The 14,322-nt window shown below is 66.1% G+C and carries 14 protein-coding genes; 4 read left to right on the plus strand and 10 right to left on the minus strand.

Annotated features, from left to right (window positions below):
• Window positions 1–40 precede the first annotated feature (40 nt).
• Window positions 41–1,291 carry an MFS transporter gene (locus ACTG4K_RS00730; RefSeq protein ID WP_439112279.1) on the minus strand — a complete coding sequence of 417 codons (1,251 nt, stop codon included), beginning with the start codon at window positions 1,289–1,291 and terminating at the stop codon, window positions 41–43.
• A gap of 210 nt (window positions 1,292–1,501) precedes the next feature.
• Window positions 1,502–2,635 (minus strand): alanine racemase, encoded by a 1,134-nt coding sequence (gene alr / locus ACTG4K_RS00735; protein ID WP_439112280.1) that lies wholly within the window; start codon window positions 2,633–2,635, stop codon window positions 1,502–1,504.
• A gap of 201 nt (window positions 2,636–2,836) precedes the next feature.
• On the opposite strand from alr, the gene lplT reads away from it, so the two are divergent.
• Window positions 2,837–4,120 carry a lysophospholipid transporter LplT gene (gene lplT, locus ACTG4K_RS00740; RefSeq protein WP_439112281.1) on the plus strand — a complete coding sequence of 428 codons (1,284 nt, stop codon included), beginning with the start codon at window positions 2,837–2,839 and terminating at the stop codon, window positions 4,118–4,120.
• Window positions 4,121–4,169: 49 nt separating this feature from the next.
• Here the strand turns inward: lplT and ACTG4K_RS00745 are convergent, their stop codons facing one another.
• The gene (locus ACTG4K_RS00745; RefSeq protein WP_439112282.1) at window positions 4,170–5,381 is read right to left on the minus strand and encodes a hypothetical protein; all 1,212 of its coding nucleotides are present in this window, start codon (window positions 5,379–5,381) and stop codon (window positions 4,170–4,172) included.
• Between the two features lie 168 nt (window positions 5,382–5,549).
• Between ACTG4K_RS00745 and ACTG4K_RS00750 the strand changes: the two genes are divergently transcribed.
• On the plus strand, window positions 5,550–6,032 hold the full coding sequence (locus ACTG4K_RS00750; RefSeq protein WP_439112283.1) for a glutathione peroxidase: 483 nt from the start codon (window positions 5,550–5,552) through the stop codon (window positions 6,030–6,032).
• Window positions 6,033–6,104: 72 nt separating this feature from the next.
• Here ACTG4K_RS00750 and ACTG4K_RS00755 read toward each other — a convergent pair whose 3' ends face one another.
• The 7 genes from ACTG4K_RS00755 to glnK form a co-directional block, all read right to left on the minus strand.
• Window positions 6,105–6,854 carry an LrgB family protein gene (locus tag ACTG4K_RS00755; RefSeq protein ID WP_439112284.1) on the minus strand — a complete coding sequence of 250 codons (750 nt, stop codon included), beginning with the start codon at window positions 6,852–6,854 and terminating at the stop codon, window positions 6,105–6,107.
• Entirely contained in the window at window positions 6,851–7,225 is a 375-nt protein-coding gene (locus ACTG4K_RS00760) for a CidA/LrgA family protein (protein WP_439112285.1), read from the minus strand. Before ACTG4K_RS00760 ends, ACTG4K_RS00755 begins: the two co-directional genes overlap by 4 nt.
• A gap of 10 nt (window positions 7,226–7,235) precedes the next feature.
• A complete protein-coding gene (gene glcF / locus ACTG4K_RS00765) occupies window positions 7,236–8,468 on the minus strand; it encodes a glycolate oxidase subunit GlcF (protein ID WP_439112286.1) in 1,233 nt (410 codons plus the stop codon).
• A gap of 94 nt (window positions 8,469–8,562) precedes the next feature.
• Window positions 8,563–9,684, minus strand: coding sequence for a glycolate oxidase subunit GlcE (gene glcE / locus ACTG4K_RS00770; protein WP_439112287.1), 1,122 nt, complete (start codon window positions 9,682–9,684; stop codon window positions 8,563–8,565).
• Between the two features lie 117 nt (window positions 9,685–9,801).
• Window positions 9,802–10,047, minus strand: a complete 246-nt coding sequence (locus tag ACTG4K_RS00775) for a hypothetical protein (protein ID WP_439112288.1) — start codon at window positions 10,045–10,047, stop codon at window positions 9,802–9,804.
• 192 nt (window positions 10,048–10,239) lie between these two features.
• Window positions 10,240–11,688: an ammonium transporter gene (locus ACTG4K_RS00780; RefSeq protein WP_439112289.1), complete on the minus strand. Its 1,449-nt coding sequence runs from the start codon at window positions 11,686–11,688 to the stop codon at window positions 10,240–10,242.
• A gap of 31 nt (window positions 11,689–11,719) precedes the next feature.
• Entirely contained in the window at window positions 11,720–12,058 is a 339-nt protein-coding gene (glnK, locus tag ACTG4K_RS00785) for a P-II family nitrogen regulator (protein WP_056264790.1), read from the minus strand.
• Between the two features lie 324 nt (window positions 12,059–12,382).
• Between glnK and ACTG4K_RS00790 the strand changes: the two genes are divergently transcribed.
• Entirely contained in the window at window positions 12,383–13,942 is a 1,560-nt protein-coding gene (locus ACTG4K_RS00790; RefSeq protein WP_439112290.1) for a YifB family Mg chelatase-like AAA ATPase, read from the plus strand.
• Window positions 13,943–13,990: 48 nt separating this feature from the next.
• Window positions 13,991–14,257: a DUF2164 domain-containing protein gene (locus tag ACTG4K_RS00795; RefSeq protein WP_439112291.1), complete on the plus strand. Its 267-nt coding sequence runs from the start codon at window positions 13,991–13,993 to the stop codon at window positions 14,255–14,257.
• Window positions 14,258–14,322: the final 65 nt, after the last annotated feature.

Consider the following 14,322-nt stretch of genomic DNA (forward strand, 5'->3'; position numbering starts at 1 on the left):
ATTCAAAGAAAGCGAACGGTTCGGCGTTGAGCCGACGCAATCAGGCCGGCAAGCCAGCCAGCATGCGCGCTCGCAGCCGGCCCAGTTGCCAGACGCAGCCCACAAACGCCACAGCGGCCAGCACCAGGGTGGCGTAAGCCGCGCGCAGCCCGTGGGTTTCGGCCAGTTCTCCCATGAGCAAGGCGGCCAGCTGCGCACCCACGGTGAAGGCGATCATGAGCAGGGCCGACAGACGCGGGGCCTCTTGCGGGAAACCGCGCAAGGCGCTGCCCAGCAAAATAGGAAACGCCACCGACACACCCAGGCCCGACGCAAAGTTGCACACAGCCAGCCACAAAAACGGGGCACCGGCCGGGGTGAACCACACGGCAGCCAGCGCCAGGCTGGCCAGCGTGCCCAGCCGCAGGATCTTTTGCTCCAGTGACCAGCGGCTGTGGCCAAACGCCTGCCACACCCGACCCACCACCATGCCCGCCATGAGGAACCCCAACGCCAGCCGGGCGCTTTGCTCGTGCAGGCCGAGCGACTCGGTGGCAAAGCTCACAAACCAGAAATACTGGCCCCATTCCGTCAAGCCGCTGCACACACCGGCCGCCAGCACCCAGCGCACCAGCGGCTGGCGCAACAACCCGGCGTAGCCCAGCGGCCGATGGCTGGCGCGAGACTCGGTGGCGTCCACCGCATGCACCCGAAAGCCCACGCTGCGCAGGCGGGTGCGCTGCAGCGTCATGACCAGCATCCCCAGCGCCAGCAAGCCGAACGCCGCGTAAGGCGCGCGCCACTGGCTCGAAAAAAGCAGCACCGCGGCCACCAGCAGAGGCGACAGCACCGTGCCCAGGCTGTAAGCCACGTCCACCAAGCTGACGATGCGGGTGCGCAGCTCCGGGTCGTCGCTCAGCTCCGCCAGCAGGCCGTGGCCGAGGGTGAACAGCGCGGTTTCAAACGTGGCAATGGTGACCATGAACAACGCCAGCCAGCCAAAACTGGGCGCCAGCAACACGCCCACCAGCGCACCGACCACCAGCACGGTGTAGCCCACCAGCAGTTTGTAGGGCGGGAAGCGCTTGGCAATGGACCCGCCCAGCAGCGACCCTGCCGCGCCACCCGCGCTCCACAGCGCCATGAGCCAGCCAATCTGCTGAAAAGACACGCCCATTTGCGCCCGCAAATTGGGCGTGACCGCCCCCAGCAAGGCACCAAAAATGCCCCAGGTGACCGCACAGTACAGAATGACCCAGGCCACAAAGGGCAAGCCCATCAACATGGCCAAAGGGGAGCGTGAGGGGGTCAAGGCAGGGCTTTCGGTGCGGCGGTTGCAGGGCAATGCAATCGATTGTCATGCGACACCCCACCGCCAGGCCGGCCGCCGGTCAAAAAGAATCTGCGTGGTAACCACCCTCGCCAGGTCCGGCGCGCGTGACCGGACACAGAATGCGGTGGAACCGGCTCTGCCGGGCCACTCGCAGCCCCCTTGGGGCGTGACGCCGCAGGCAGCGCAGGGTTATGCGAACGCTACCCGCGGCGCCACCGCGCACAGCAATTCGTAGGAAATAGTGCCCGCTGCGGCCGCCACCTCGTCCACCGGCAGCACCGCACCCGATGCGCTCACCCCCCACAACACCACCTCGGTGCCCACGCCGCAGGGCACACCCACGGCATCCAGCGGCGCCAAGTCGACGGTGATCATGTCCATGCTGACGCGGCCCACCACGCGGGTGCGCACACCGGCCACCAGCACTGGTGTGCCGCTGGGCGCGTGGCGCGGGTAGCCATCGGCGTAGCCGCAGGCCACCACGCCAATGCGCTGCGCCACCTCGGCGGTAAAGGCCGAGCCGTAGCCCACGGTGTCGCCAGCCTGCAGCTGCTGCACCGCGATCAGGCGGCTGGACAGCGTCATGGCGGGTTGCAAGCCCCAGTCGGCGGCGGTGCGCTGGGGGTGGTCGGGCGCGCTGCCGTAGGTAGCAATGCCCGAGCGCACCCAGTCGGCGCTCAGGGTTTCGGTGGCCGGTGCGTCGGGGTCCACCCGCAGCGCCTGGCGGGCAAAGCGCAGCATGGCCGCGCTGTTGCACAGGGTGCGCTCGCCCGGCAAATCGGCCGTGGCAGCTTCAAAGGCCGCCACCTGGTGGGCCACGCCGCGCGGGCCGTCGGCGTCGCTGAAGTGCGTCATGAGCGAGATTTCTTCCACCTGCGGCAGCGCGTTGAGCCGCGCCCAAGCCGCACGAAACGCGGTGGGCGTGAAGCCCAGGCGGTTCATGCCGCTGTTGAGTTTGAGGAACACGCGGTGGGGCAGCTGCGTTTTGTGGGCCGCCAGCCAGTCGATCTGCTCGGTGCAGTGCACCGTGTGCCACAGGTGCAGGCGCGAACACAGCTCCAGGTCGCGCGGCTCGAACACGCCTTCAAGCAACAACACGGGCCCGCGCCAGTCGAGCGCCCGGATGCGCTCAGCCTCGGCCAAGTCAAGCAGGGCAAAGCCATCGGCGCTGCGCAGCGCGTCAAAGGTGCGCTCAATGCCGTGGCCGTAGGCATTGGCCTTGACCACCGCCCAGACGCGCGCGTCGGGCGCGCAGTCGCGGGCACGCTGCAGGTTGTGGCGCAAAGCGTCGGGGTGCACGGTGGCGAGGATCGGACGGGGCATGGCAGTCGGCAAAAAACGGGCAGCAACCAAAGGGCAAGGGCCTGCGGCCAGAGGGCCGAGGCGCCGGGTATTTACAGACGCTCACAAGTGGCGTGCTATAACCCGGCATCCTTGGAGACCCGCTGACTTTCGCATAAAAAAGCCGCATCAGGCCACCCCACCAGCGTCCCCTGGCGTGGCCCGGCACACAAAATCATCCCTATGAAGCGCGGCTTCTACACCATCATGACGGCGCAGTTTTTCAGCTCTCTGGCTGACAACGCGCTGTTTGTGGCCGCCATCGAACTGCTGCGCACGCGGGGCGCACCCGAGTGGCAGAGCGCGGCCCTGGTCCCGCTGTTTGCGCTGTTTTATGTGGTGTTGGCACCTTTTGTGGGCGCTTTTGCCGACGCGAGGCCCAAAGGCCAGGTCATGTTCATCAGCAACGCCATCAAGGTGGTGGGCTGTCTGATGATGCTTGGCGGGGTGCACCCGCTGCTGGCCTACACCCTGGTGGGACTGGGCGCAGCGGCTTACTCACCAGCCAAATACGGCATCCTGACCGAACTGCTGCCGCCGTCACAACTGGTCAAGGCCAACGGCTGGATCGAAGGCCTCACCATTGCCTCCATCATCCTGGGCGTGCTGCTGGGCGGCCAGCTGGTGGGGCCGTGGCTGTCCGGTTTGTTGTTGTCGATTGACATTCCCGGCCTGGACACCGGCATCGACAGCGCGGCCAAAGCGGCCATTGGGGTGCTGGTGCTGGTGTACGTGGTGGCATCGGTTTTCAACCTGCGCATACCGCTGACCGGCGTGACGCCGCGGCCCATGCCCAAGAACCCGCTGGCCCTGCTGCCCGACTTCTGGCGCTGCAACAGCCGCCTGTGGCGCGACCGCCTGGGCCAGATTTCGCTGGCCACGACCACCCTGTTCTGGGGCGTTTCAGGCAACCTGCGCTACATCGTGCTGGCCTGGGCCGGCGCCGCGCTGGGCTACAGCACCACCCAGGCCTCTAGCTTGGTGGGCGTGGTGGCGCTGGGCACGGCGGTGGGTGCGGTGGTGGCCTCGATGCGCATGAAGCTCGACCAAGCCACCCGCGTGATGCCGTTGGGCATTGCCATGGGCCTGCTGGTGATCTTGATGAACTTCATCGACAACGTGTGGATTGCCGCACCCTTCCTGGTGCTGCTGGGCGGCCTGGGCGGTTTCCTGGTGGTGCCCATGAACGCACTGCTGCAGCACCGCGGCCACAACCTGATGGGCGCAGGCCGCTCCATTGCGGTGCAGAACTTCAACGAACAGGCCTGTATCCTGATTTTGGGGGCGATGTACAGCTTCTCCACCGCCGCAGGCTGGTCGGCGTTCATGGCCATCACCGCCTTCGGTGTGCTGGTGGCCGGTTTCATGTGGGTCATTGCAATGTGGCACCGCTACAACCAGCGCACGCACCCGCACGAGCTGGAACGCTTGCTGGAAATCGCCCGCCGGGACGACCTGCACGGCTAGACAGAGCTCCCCCCGCGCCTAAGGGCGCGGCGCGGGGGGTATCTAAAACCTAAAACCCAATATCGGTTTTCTCAAAGCCGTCCAGACTCACCAGCCGGTGCTTCGCCAACATTTTGTAGAGATCGGCTTCGCCGACCGAGCGCGACAGGTAGCCGTCGCTGCCGGCAAGGCCGGCTTTCATGCGGTCCATGCTGCCGGCCGTGGGGGCAAACATGATCACCACCGGCGACTGCCCGTTGGCCAGCTTGCGCTGTTTGGTGTTGCGGCAGACCTGGTAAGCATCAGGTTCGCCACTCAGTCGGTCGATCACCACCAGCCGGTAAGGGTGCGCTTTGAGCATGACCAGCGCCTGTGCGGCCTCGCGAGACCAGTCGATCGAAAGGCCGTAGCGCTTGAAACGCTTGTGCAAGATGCGTCCTTCCACCAGACTTTCGGCCACCAGCAGCACGTCGCCGCGTTGCACGTCGGGCACCGGGGCCTTGTGGGCGCTGAGCTGGGAGACGGGCACGCGCGAGTTTTTTCCGGTGCGCGAAGACCCTGGCGCTGAAGGCGGGGCCGGCAGTTCGTCCAGCCCCCCAAAGTCGGTCAGGCGCATCACACCCGGGCGCAGCGCGCTGTTGGGCACCGCAGGGGGAGCAGGCCGCGCAGGCGCAGGGGCCGCGCCGTTTCGCGACATGACCAGGGTAGGAAGAAATTCGGACTCGGCGGCTTTGCGCTGCCTCGTCGCGGCAGGAACCATGGAGGACGACACGTCAGCCGGCAGCGGTGGGGTCGTGGCAAAGCCGCGGTTCGCGGCTGCGCGGCTGGACTTGCGGGCGGGCTCGGTCAGCGCCGGCTGGCCACTGGCTCGGCGCATGCTGGCATCCAGACCTCGGGTCTGTGAAGCCTGAAAAAGCTGCGTGGCGGCAAACTGGGTAGGCGCCGCTGCAGGCTTGCGGACCGAGGCCGCCGGGCTCACACCCACAATGGCATCGAGCGCCGCCAGCACCGACACCCGCTTCACCGGTTTGCGCTGCAAGGGCCAGCCGGTGCCGCCATCGCTGTGGCCCAGCAACAGCACCTTGCCCGGCAACTCGGCGTAGCGCACCAGGTGCATGGCTTGGGTGTTGTCGGCGTTGACGATCAGGATCTGCGCGTCCATCACCTCGTCTTGCACCTGGTAACTGGGTGGCCGGCGCGCGGCCAACCGAAAAAACGACTCAAAGGTTGACGATTCATTTTGGGGAAAGCCCACCAAAGCCACTGTGTACGAACCGCCCATGTAGACACCCTGAAATAAAAGCCCGACGCCGTTTTTGCGCCCAGTATGCCCGCGAACGGTGCACACCCGCCGCACCACCCGGTGGCGAGCAGGGCCGCTGTGACAGATTGCGCGCACCAACCCGCATGCCGCCACAATCGCGCCATTCGCCACCACCCAGGAGTTCTCATGAGCAGCGTTTACGACTTTGAAGCCCAATCCATCGACGGTAAACCGGTGGCACTTGAGCAATACCGTGGCAAGCCGTTGCTGATCGTGAACACGGCCAGCGCCTGTGGCTTCACGCCGCAGTTTGGTGGATTGGAGAAGCTGCACCAGACGTACGGGGCACGCGGCCTGGTGGTGCTGGGCTTCCCGTGCAACCAGTTTGGCAGCCAGGACCCAGGCAGCAACGAAGAAATCGGGGCCTTTTGCCAGAAGAACTTTGGTGTGAGCTTCACCATGATGCGCAAGGTGAACGTGAACGGCACCGAGGCCCACCCGCTCTACCAGTGGCTCAGCGCCGAAGCCCCTGGGCTGCTGGGCAGCAAGGCAATCAAGTGGAATTTCACCAAGTTTCTGGTGGGCAAAGACGGCCGGGTGCTCAAGCGCTACGCGCCCCAGGACGCCCCCGAAAAACTGGCCAAGGACATTGAGGCCGCGTTGGGGTAACAACACCCCCCGGCCGGCTGCGCCGCCACCCCCCCAGGGGGAAGACGCCACAGGCGGCGCGGGGAGCACTTTCTAAACCCAGCGCAGCAGCAGACCGGCCACCAGCGGCAGGGCGAGCGCGCTGAACAGCGCGCTCAGGCCCATGGCCAGGCCGGCGAAGGCGCCCATTTCCTGGCTCACCTGAAACGCGCGCGCGGTGCCGATGCCGTGGGCGGCGGTGCCCAGCGCAAAGCCGCGCACGGTGGGGTCGGTGATGCGCAGGGCGTCAAACAAAAAGCGGGCGCTGGCCGCCCCCACAATGCCGGTGCTGACCACCAGAACGGCCGTCAGCGAGGGCAGACCGCCAATTTTTTCGGCAATGCCCATGGCCACCGGGGTGGTGACCGACTTGGGCGCGAGCGAAGCCAGCGTGGCCTTGGACGCGCCCAGCGCCCAGCCCACACCAATGGCTGTGACCGTGGCCGCCAGCGTGCCCACCACCAGCGCACCCAGCATGGGCAACCACAGGCGTTTCAAGCGCGGCAGCTGTTCAAACAGTGGCACCGCCAGCGCCACCGTGGCCGGGCCCAGCAAAAAGTGGACGAACTGCGCACCTTCGAAGTAGGTGGCATAGGGCGTGCCCGTGGCCCAGAGCAAAGTGCCCAGCGCCACCACCGCCATGGCCACCGGGTTGGCCAGCGGGTGAAAGCCGCTGCGCTGGTAGAGCATGAAGGCGGCCTGGTACACCAGCAGCGTTACGGTCAGGCCCAACAGCGGCGTGGTGGCCAGGTAGACCCAGACATCGGCCAGGCGCTCGGCGGCAGCGGGCAACACCGGGTTCATGGCGCATCTCCGTCAACCGCCTGGGGCTTGGGGGCCACGCGCTTCATGAGCCAGGCCATGGTGAGGGCGGCACTGGCCAGGCCCACCAGCGTGCTGAGCACCAGCGCCACGCCAATGGCCAACGCCTCGTCGCCCAGGCGCTGCAGGTGCAGCATGACGCCCACACCCGCCGGCACAAACAACAGAGACAGGTGTTGCAGCAGGGTCTGCGCCGTGGGCTTGATGGCCTGCAGCCAGGCCGGGCGCAACACCAGCACCAACAACAAGAGCGCCAGCCCGACCACCGGGCCGGGCACGGGCGCGGCGAGCGCAAAAACCAGCGCTTCGCCGAGCAACTGGAAAACAAGCAGGGTGGCGAGCGCAGGGATCATGCGGGCGAGCTTACCCCGCGAGCGCGTCGTCCAGAATTTCGACCCAATGCCGCACCGGCGTCTCGGTGCCGCTTTGCAGGTGGGTGATGCAACCGATGTTGGCGCTGGTGATCACGGCGGGCTTGAGTTCGCTCAAATGGCCGAGCTTGCGGTCGCGCAGCTGGTACGACAGCTCGGGGTTGAGCACCGAATACGTGCCGGCCGAGCCGCAACACAGGTGCGCCTCGTTTTTCGCCACCTGCACGGTAAAGCCCAGCGCCGCCAGGTGCGTTTCGACACCCCCCTTGAGCTGCTGGCCGTGCTGCAGCGTGCACGGCGGGTGAAAGCCGATCACCTTCTTCGCATCGGGCTGGCTGGCCAGCTTGGGCTTCAAGACGGGCACAAGCGCAGGCAGCAGCTCGCTCAGGTCTTTCGTCAGTTCGCTGATGCGGGCGGCCTTTGCGGCGTAGGCCGGGTCGTCGGCCAGGATGTGGCCGTATTCCTTCACGGTGACACCGCAGCCCGAGGCGTTCATGACAATGGCCTCCACACCACTCTCGATGTGCGGCCACCACGCGTCGATGTTGGCACGCATCTCGCGCTTGCCGCCGTCCTGGTCGTTCAGGTGAAACTTCACCGCACCGCAGCAGCCGGCTTTGGGCGCGATCACGGTCTGGATGCCGGCGGCGTCGAGCACGCGGGCGGTGGCCGCGTTGATGTTGGGCATCATGGCCGGCTGCACGCAGCCCGCCAGCATGAGCACCTTGCGCGCATGCGTCTGCGTGGGCCAGCGCCCAGCGTCCTGCTTGGCGGGCACCTTGTTTTTCAGCGTGCCCGGCAGCAGGCCGCGCACCATCTGACCCATCTTCATGGCCGGGCCAAACAGCGGTGACGGCAGCCCTTCTTTGAGCAACCAGCGCACCGCCTTTTCCCCCGCCGGACGCGGCACCTTTTCGTCCACCAGTTTGCGGCCGATGTCGATCAGGTGACCATAGTCCACCCCGCTGGGGCAGGTGCTTTCGCAGTTGCGGCAGGTGAGGCAGCGGTCCAGGTGCATCTGGGTCTTGCGCGTGGGCTCGGCACCCTCCAGCACCTGCTTCATCAGGTAAATGCGTCCACGCGGGCCGTCTAGCTCGTCGCCCAGCAGCTGGTAGGTGGGGCAGGTGGCGGTGCAAAAACCGCAGTGCACGCACTTGCGCAAAATGGCCTCGGCAGCACGGCCATCGGCGCGGGCCTGGTATTCGGGGGAGAGGTTGGTTTGCATGTGTATTCAACTCAAAAAACCGGGCGCCGGGCCGCCTCGCGCTGGGGTTGCACCGCCTTGGCGCATGCACCCGCGCAAGGCGGATCAGGGGGACTTATGTTCTGCCGGGGTTGAAGATGCCTGCCGGGTCGAATTGCTGGCGCAGGCGCTGGGTGATGGTTTCAATGGCCGGCGTTTGGCGGCTGAAGCGGGGCACACCGGGTGCACCGTCGGTGCCCGCACGGAACAAGGTGGCGTGGCCGTTGACCGCTGCCGCAGCGACACGCAATTCGGCCGCGGCGGACGCGGGCGCCCACAGCCAGCGTTGGGCGCCTTGCCATTCAATGAACTGGGCATAGGGCAGCGCCAGCACCGGTGCAGTTTGCGGCAGCGACAGGCGCCACAGGCACAAGTCCGGAGCCGGTGGCGTGAAGAACGGCAAGGTCTGGTCGCGGCAGGCGGTCCAGTCGGGGCCGGCCTGGGCGTTGTCCATGCGCAGGCCGCCGGCTTCCTGGGCCATGCGGGTGCAAGCCGCTTCCACGGCGGCCACCGCGCCGCGCAGTCGCACAAACAGCAGTTCGGGGGCGCCCGGTGCCGTGTCATCTTTCACCCAGCAGCTGGCATTGATGGGCAGGGGCTGGCCGCCCCAGCGGTGCAGCTGCTCCAGCGCGTCGGCCTGGTTCAATTCAAACACCAGCGTGGCTTCGGCCGGGGCCACCGGCAGCACCTTCAGGCTGAGCTCGGCCAGCACACCCAACGTGCCGAGCGAACCGGCCATGGCGCGGCTGACGTCGTAACCCGCCACGTTTTTCATGACCTGGCCGCCAAAGGTGAGCAGCTCACCGCGGCCATTGATGAACTGGGCACCCAGCACGAAGTCGCGCACGCTGCCCACACAGGCGCGGGCCGGACCCGCGAGGCCAGCAGCCACCATGCCGCCCACCGTGCCACCCGCGCCAAAGCGCGGTGGCTCAAACGGAAAGCACTGGCCTTTTTCGGCCAATACGGCTTCCAGCTCGGCCAGCGGGGTGCCAGCGCGCACCGTCACCACCAGCTCGGTGGGCTCGAAGCTGACGATGCCCGACCATGCGGCCATGGACAACGGCGTACCGGGGGTGGGATGGCCATAGAAAGCCTTGGTATCGCCGCCGACGATGCGCAGCGGCTGGCGGTCGGCCGCAGCGGCGCGCACCTGGTCGATCAGGGCAGAGGGGTGTTCAGTAGGGTTGGAACTCATGGCCGCCATGGTAGCGGTGGGGCTCTCAACTGGCTTTGAATTTTTTGCACGGACGGCTGCAAATGCCGCTGCAACTGCACGGGTAAACCCGCGTTAGGCGCGGCTTTCAGGCCGGTTTCAACGCGTATGACCCAGGCACATGCCCGCGTTGGGGCGGCCTTTGCATTCGCGCTTGAGCCGCTGCTTGCGCGCAGCCGGCTTTTCGCTGGACGGCGCGTCAACGAAGCTGACCTTGGCCGGCTTGCGTGGGGATTCTTTGGCGGTGGTGTTGCCCGCAGCCCACGTGGGCAGCGCAGCGCAGCAGAGCACCACGGCGAGCACAAATAGCTTCCAGGGCGCGGCGCACGGAACAAGGTTGAACATGGTTTTCCTCCTGAACATGCCCCGCTGGGTGGGGGCGGTGTGTGACGAAAACCATCTTACGGCGCCACGGCGAAAAGCCATAAAAAAAACCCGCGCGCCTGGCGGCAACGCGGGTTCAACATCCAAAGGAGACACTCAGAAACAACGGGGCGGCAACAAGCTGTGACGTATGTTGCGCACCCCTGAAGACGCTCAGCGGTTATAAGCCGTTTCGCCGTGGGAGGTGATGTCCAGGCCTTCGCGTTCGGCTTCTTCCGACACACGCAGACCGACCATCATGTCCACAATTTTGTAGGCCACAAAGGCAACGACAGCGGACCACACCATGGTGATGACCACGCCTTCGGCCTGAATGAACAGCTGACCGGCGATAGAAAAGTCGTCGCCCTTGATGCCACCCAGCGAGCCGGCCGAGAACACGCCGGTGAGCAAGGCACCCACAATACCGCCCACACCGTGCACACCGAACACATCCAACGAGTCGTCAGCACCCAGCATTTTCTTGAGACCCGACACGCCCCAGAGGCAGGCGAAGCCAGACACCAGACCGATGATGATGGCGCCCATGGGGCCCACCGAACCGCAGGCCGGGGTGATGGCCACCAGGCCAGCCACTGCGCCAGAAGCCGCACCCAGCATGGACGCTTTGCCCTTGCCCAGCGCTTCACCGATACACCAGGCCAGCACCGCAGCGGCGGTGGCCACCAGGGTGTTGATGAAGGCCAGCGTCGCGCCGCCGTTGGATTCCAGGTTGGAGCCGGCGTTGAAACCGAACCAGCCCACCCACAGCAACGAGGCACCGACCATGGTCAGCGTCAGGCTGTGAGGCGCCATGGATTCCTTGCCGTAACCAATGCGCTTGCCCAGCATGTAGGCACCCACCAGGCCGGCCATGGCCGCGTTGATGTGAACCACAGTGCCGCCAGCGAAGTCCAGCGCACCCTTGTCGAACAAATAACCACCACCGCCCCACACCATATGGGCGATAGGCAGGTAGCTGAAGGTGAACCAGATGGCCGAGAACAGGAGCACGGCGCTGAAATTCATGCGTTCGGCAAACGAGCCCACGATCAGCGCGCAGGTGATGCCGGCAAACGTGGCCTGGAAGGCGATGAAGATGAACTCGGGGATGGCCACTCCAGGGGTGAAGGTAGCCGCCAGAGAATCCATGGTGATGCCCATCAGGAACACCTTGTCGAGGTTGCCGATGATCAGGCCTTCACCGCCAAACGCCAGGCTGTAGCCGTACATGGCCCACAGCACGGTGATCAGGGAGAACACCACCATCACCTGCATCAGCACCGACAGCATGTTTTTGCTGCGCACCAGGCCACCGTAGAACAGGGCGAGGCCGGGGACGACCATCAAAATCACCAGCACGGTAGAAATCATCATCCAGGCCACATCGCCCTTGTCGACGGTGGGCTTGGCTTCTTCAGCGGCAGGGGCCTCTGTGGTCACCGCCGCAGCGGGCGCTTCAACAGCGGGCGCATCTGCGGCAGGGGCGGCGGCTTCGGCGGCTGGCGCTGCCTCGGCCGGTGCGGTCACCGCGGCGGGGGCTTCGGTGGTCTGGGCCACGGCGTTCAGGCCGCCAAAGGCCAGACCCATGCCCAGCAAGAGGGTAGCAAGTAGTTTTTTCATGTCCGTGATCTTTCTTGAACTGTGGCGATGATCAGAGCGCTTCTTTGCCGGTCTCGCCGGTGCGGATGCGAACCACCTGTTCCAGCGAGGTGACGAAAATCTTGCCGTCGCCGATCTTGCCGGTGCGAGCGGCGCCTTCGATCGCTTCGATCACGCGGTCCACCAGGTCGTCGGACACAGCGGCCTCGATCTTGACCTTGGGCAGAAAATCGACCACGTATTCCGCGCCGCGGTACAGCTCGGTGTGGCCCTTCTGGCGGCCGAAGCCTTTGACTTCGGTAACGGTGATGCCTTGCACGCCCATGCCGGACAGCGCTTCGCGCACTTCGTCCAGTTTGAACGGCTTGATGATGGCGGAGACCATTTTCATGCTGTGATTCCTCTTCTAGATCAGGAGGGTGATCAGGCCGGCTGGCCCACACCACGGGTTGGATTCGATTGCCTTCATCCCCAAGCATGGACCGTGCCAACTTTGCACGCCCACAGACAGAAACCGGGTGCCATGTGTTGCAAAAGCACCTCCATCCCCCAGACGTGTGCAGGCCACCGGCCGGCCCTGTGCCATCATGAAAGCTCTTTGCCACGCTCGGCGGGTGTCACACCACAGACGTGCGCACCAAAACAGTGCAACTCAAGCAACGGGTGATCGGTGCGGCTCACCGGGGGCAATGCACCAAAACAGGGAGCAATTCACATGAGTCTGTCGCTGGTACACAGCCGGGCGCTGCAGGGTCTCGAAGCGCGGCCAGTCCAGGTTGAAGTCCATCTGGCGAACGGGCTGCCCAGCTTCACGCTGGTGGGCCTGGCCGACACCGAGGTGAAAGAAGCGCGCGAACGCGTGCGCTCGGCCATTGCCAATTCGGGGCTCGAATTCCCGTCCAACAAACGCATCACGGTGAACCTGGCGCCGGCCGACCTGCCCAAAGACTCGGGCCGGTTTGACCTGCCCATTGCCGTGGGCATCCTGGCCGCCAGTGGCCAGATCGACGCCGCGCGGCTGGCCGGCTGGGAATTCGCCGGCGAGCTGTCGCTGGGCGGTGAACTGCGCCCGGTGCGCGGCGCGCTGGCCATGAGCCTGGCGCTGCACCGCACCGTCGCCTCAGAAGCCAACGCACAAACCCGGCTGGTGCTGCCACCCGGCAGCGCCGAAGAAGCCGCTCTGGTACCGCAAGCCCAGGTGCACCGCGCCCGCCACCTGCTCGACGTGGTGGCCCACTTTCTGCCCGAAAACGCCAACGCCCCGGGCGAAGCCCCACCCGACGACGGCGGCTGGGTGCGCCTGGCACCCACACAGCTCGGCCAGGCGCCCAGCTACGCCGACCTGGCCGACGTGAAAGGCCAAGTGGCCGCCAAACGCGCCCTGGAAATTGCTGCCGCCGGTGGTCACAGCTTGCTGATGATGGGCCCGCCCGGCTCGGGCAAAAGCATGCTCGCGCAGCGCTTTGCTGGCCTGCTGCCGCCCATGAGCACGCAAGAAGCGCTCGAATCGGCCGCCGTGGCCTCGCTGGCAGGGCGTTTCAGCCTGGAGCGCTGGGGCCAGCGCCCCACCTGCGCACCCCACCACACCGCCAGCGCCGTGGCCCTGGTGGGTGGCGGCTCACCGCCGCGTCCGGGTGAAATTTCGCTGGCGCACCACGGCGTGCTCTTTCTTGATGAGCTGCCGGAATTCCCCCGAACCGCTCTGGAAGCGCTGCGCGAGCCGCTGGAAAGCGGCCACATCCGCATTTCGCGCGCCGCCATGCAAAGCGAATTTCCGGCCCGCTTTCAGCTCATCGCTGCCATGAACCCCTGCCCCTGCGGCTTCCTGGGCCACCCCACCAAGGCCTGCCGCTGCACGCCCGACCAGATCAACCGCTACCAGAGCAAGCTCAGCGGCCCGCTGCTCGACCGCATCGACCTGCACGTGGAAGTGCCCGCCCTGCCCGCCGACGACCTGCTGCACGGCGTCGCAGGCGAGCCGAGCGACACCGTGCGCGAGCGTGTACAGGCAGCCCGCGAACGCGCCCACACCCGCCAGGGCCAGCCCAACCAGGCGCTGGCCGGGCAGGCACTGGACGAAAACGTGCACCCCGAACCCGCCGCCCTGAAGTTTCTCAACACCGCTGCCGGCCGCCTGGGCTGGAGCGCCCGCAGCACGCACCGCGCGCTGCGCGTGGCGCGCACCATTGCCGACCTGGCCGGAGCCGAGGCGGTGGGTGTGGCGCATGTGGCCGAGGCGGTGCAATACCGAAGGGCACTGCGCCAGGGCGCCTGATGGACCGGGGCGCGATACTGGCCACCTTTTGACAGAAATCCCCAGCCCATGCCCATCGAACTCCCCAAAGAAGGCCGCCAGCAGGCCATCGCATCCATTGAACGCTATTTCCGCGAACACATGGACGAGCCCATTGGCAACGTGGCTGCGGGGGGTTTGCTGAATTTCTTTTTGAAAGAAATCGGCCCCAGCGTTTACAACCGGGCCGTGGCCGACGCGCAAGACCGGCTGCTGGCGCGCGTGCAAGAACTGGATATTGATGTGCACGAAAGCGAGTTCGGCTACTGGAAAACGGCGGGCCGGGGTGGCAAATAGACAGGGCGCGGCCACCCAAGGCCGCGCCCAAGAGTGGTCAACAAACCCATGAACACCAGCAGCTC

Origin of the sequence: Hydrogenophaga sp., from assembly GCF_965657535.1 — a bacterium.
In the GTDB taxonomy this organism is placed as follows: Bacteria; Pseudomonadota; Gammaproteobacteria; order Burkholderiales; family Burkholderiaceae_C; genus Hydrogenophaga.

Bases quoted from the DNA above. Each gene is read 5' to 3' on its own strand.
- ACTG4K_RS00760 (WP_439112285.1), bottom strand. From the start codon at position 7,225: ATGATCCCTGCGCTCGCCACCCTGCTTGTTTTCCAGTTGCTCGGCGAA.
- ACTG4K_RS00755 (WP_439112284.1), bottom strand. From the start codon at position 6,854: ATGAACCCGGTGTTGCCCGCTGCCGCCGAGCGCCTGGCCGATGTCTGG.
- alr (WP_439112280.1), bottom strand. From the start codon at position 2,635: ATGCCCCGTCCGATCCTCGCCACCGTGCACCCCGACGCTTTGCGCCAC.
- ACTG4K_RS00795 (WP_439112291.1), top strand. From the start codon at position 13,991: ATGCCCATCGAACTCCCCAAAGAAGGCCGCCAGCAGGCCATCGCATCC.
- ACTG4K_RS00745 (WP_439112282.1), bottom strand. From the start codon at position 5,381: ATGGGCGGTTCGTACACAGTGGCTTTGGTGGGCTTTCCCCAAAATGAA.
- glcE (WP_439112287.1), bottom strand. From the start codon at position 9,684: ATGAGTTCCAACCCTACTGAACACCCCTCTGCCCTGATCGACCAGGTG.
- ACTG4K_RS00780 (WP_439112289.1), bottom strand. From the start codon at position 11,688: ATGAAAAAACTACTTGCTACCCTCTTGCTGGGCATGGGTCTGGCCTTT.
- ACTG4K_RS00790 (WP_439112290.1), top strand. From the start codon at position 12,383: ATGAGTCTGTCGCTGGTACACAGCCGGGCGCTGCAGGGTCTCGAAGCG.
- ACTG4K_RS00750 (WP_439112283.1), top strand. From the start codon at position 5,550: ATGAGCAGCGTTTACGACTTTGAAGCCCAATCCATCGACGGTAAACCG.
- ACTG4K_RS00775 (WP_439112288.1), bottom strand. From the start codon at position 10,047: ATGTTCAACCTTGTTCCGTGCGCCGCGCCCTGGAAGCTATTTGTGCTC.
- lplT (WP_439112281.1), top strand. From the start codon at position 2,837: ATGAAGCGCGGCTTCTACACCATCATGACGGCGCAGTTTTTCAGCTCT.
- glnK (WP_056264790.1), bottom strand. From the start codon at position 12,058: ATGAAAATGGTCTCCGCCATCATCAAGCCGTTCAAACTGGACGAAGTG.
- glcF (WP_439112286.1), bottom strand. From the start codon at position 8,468: ATGCAAACCAACCTCTCCCCCGAATACCAGGCCCGCGCCGATGGCCGT.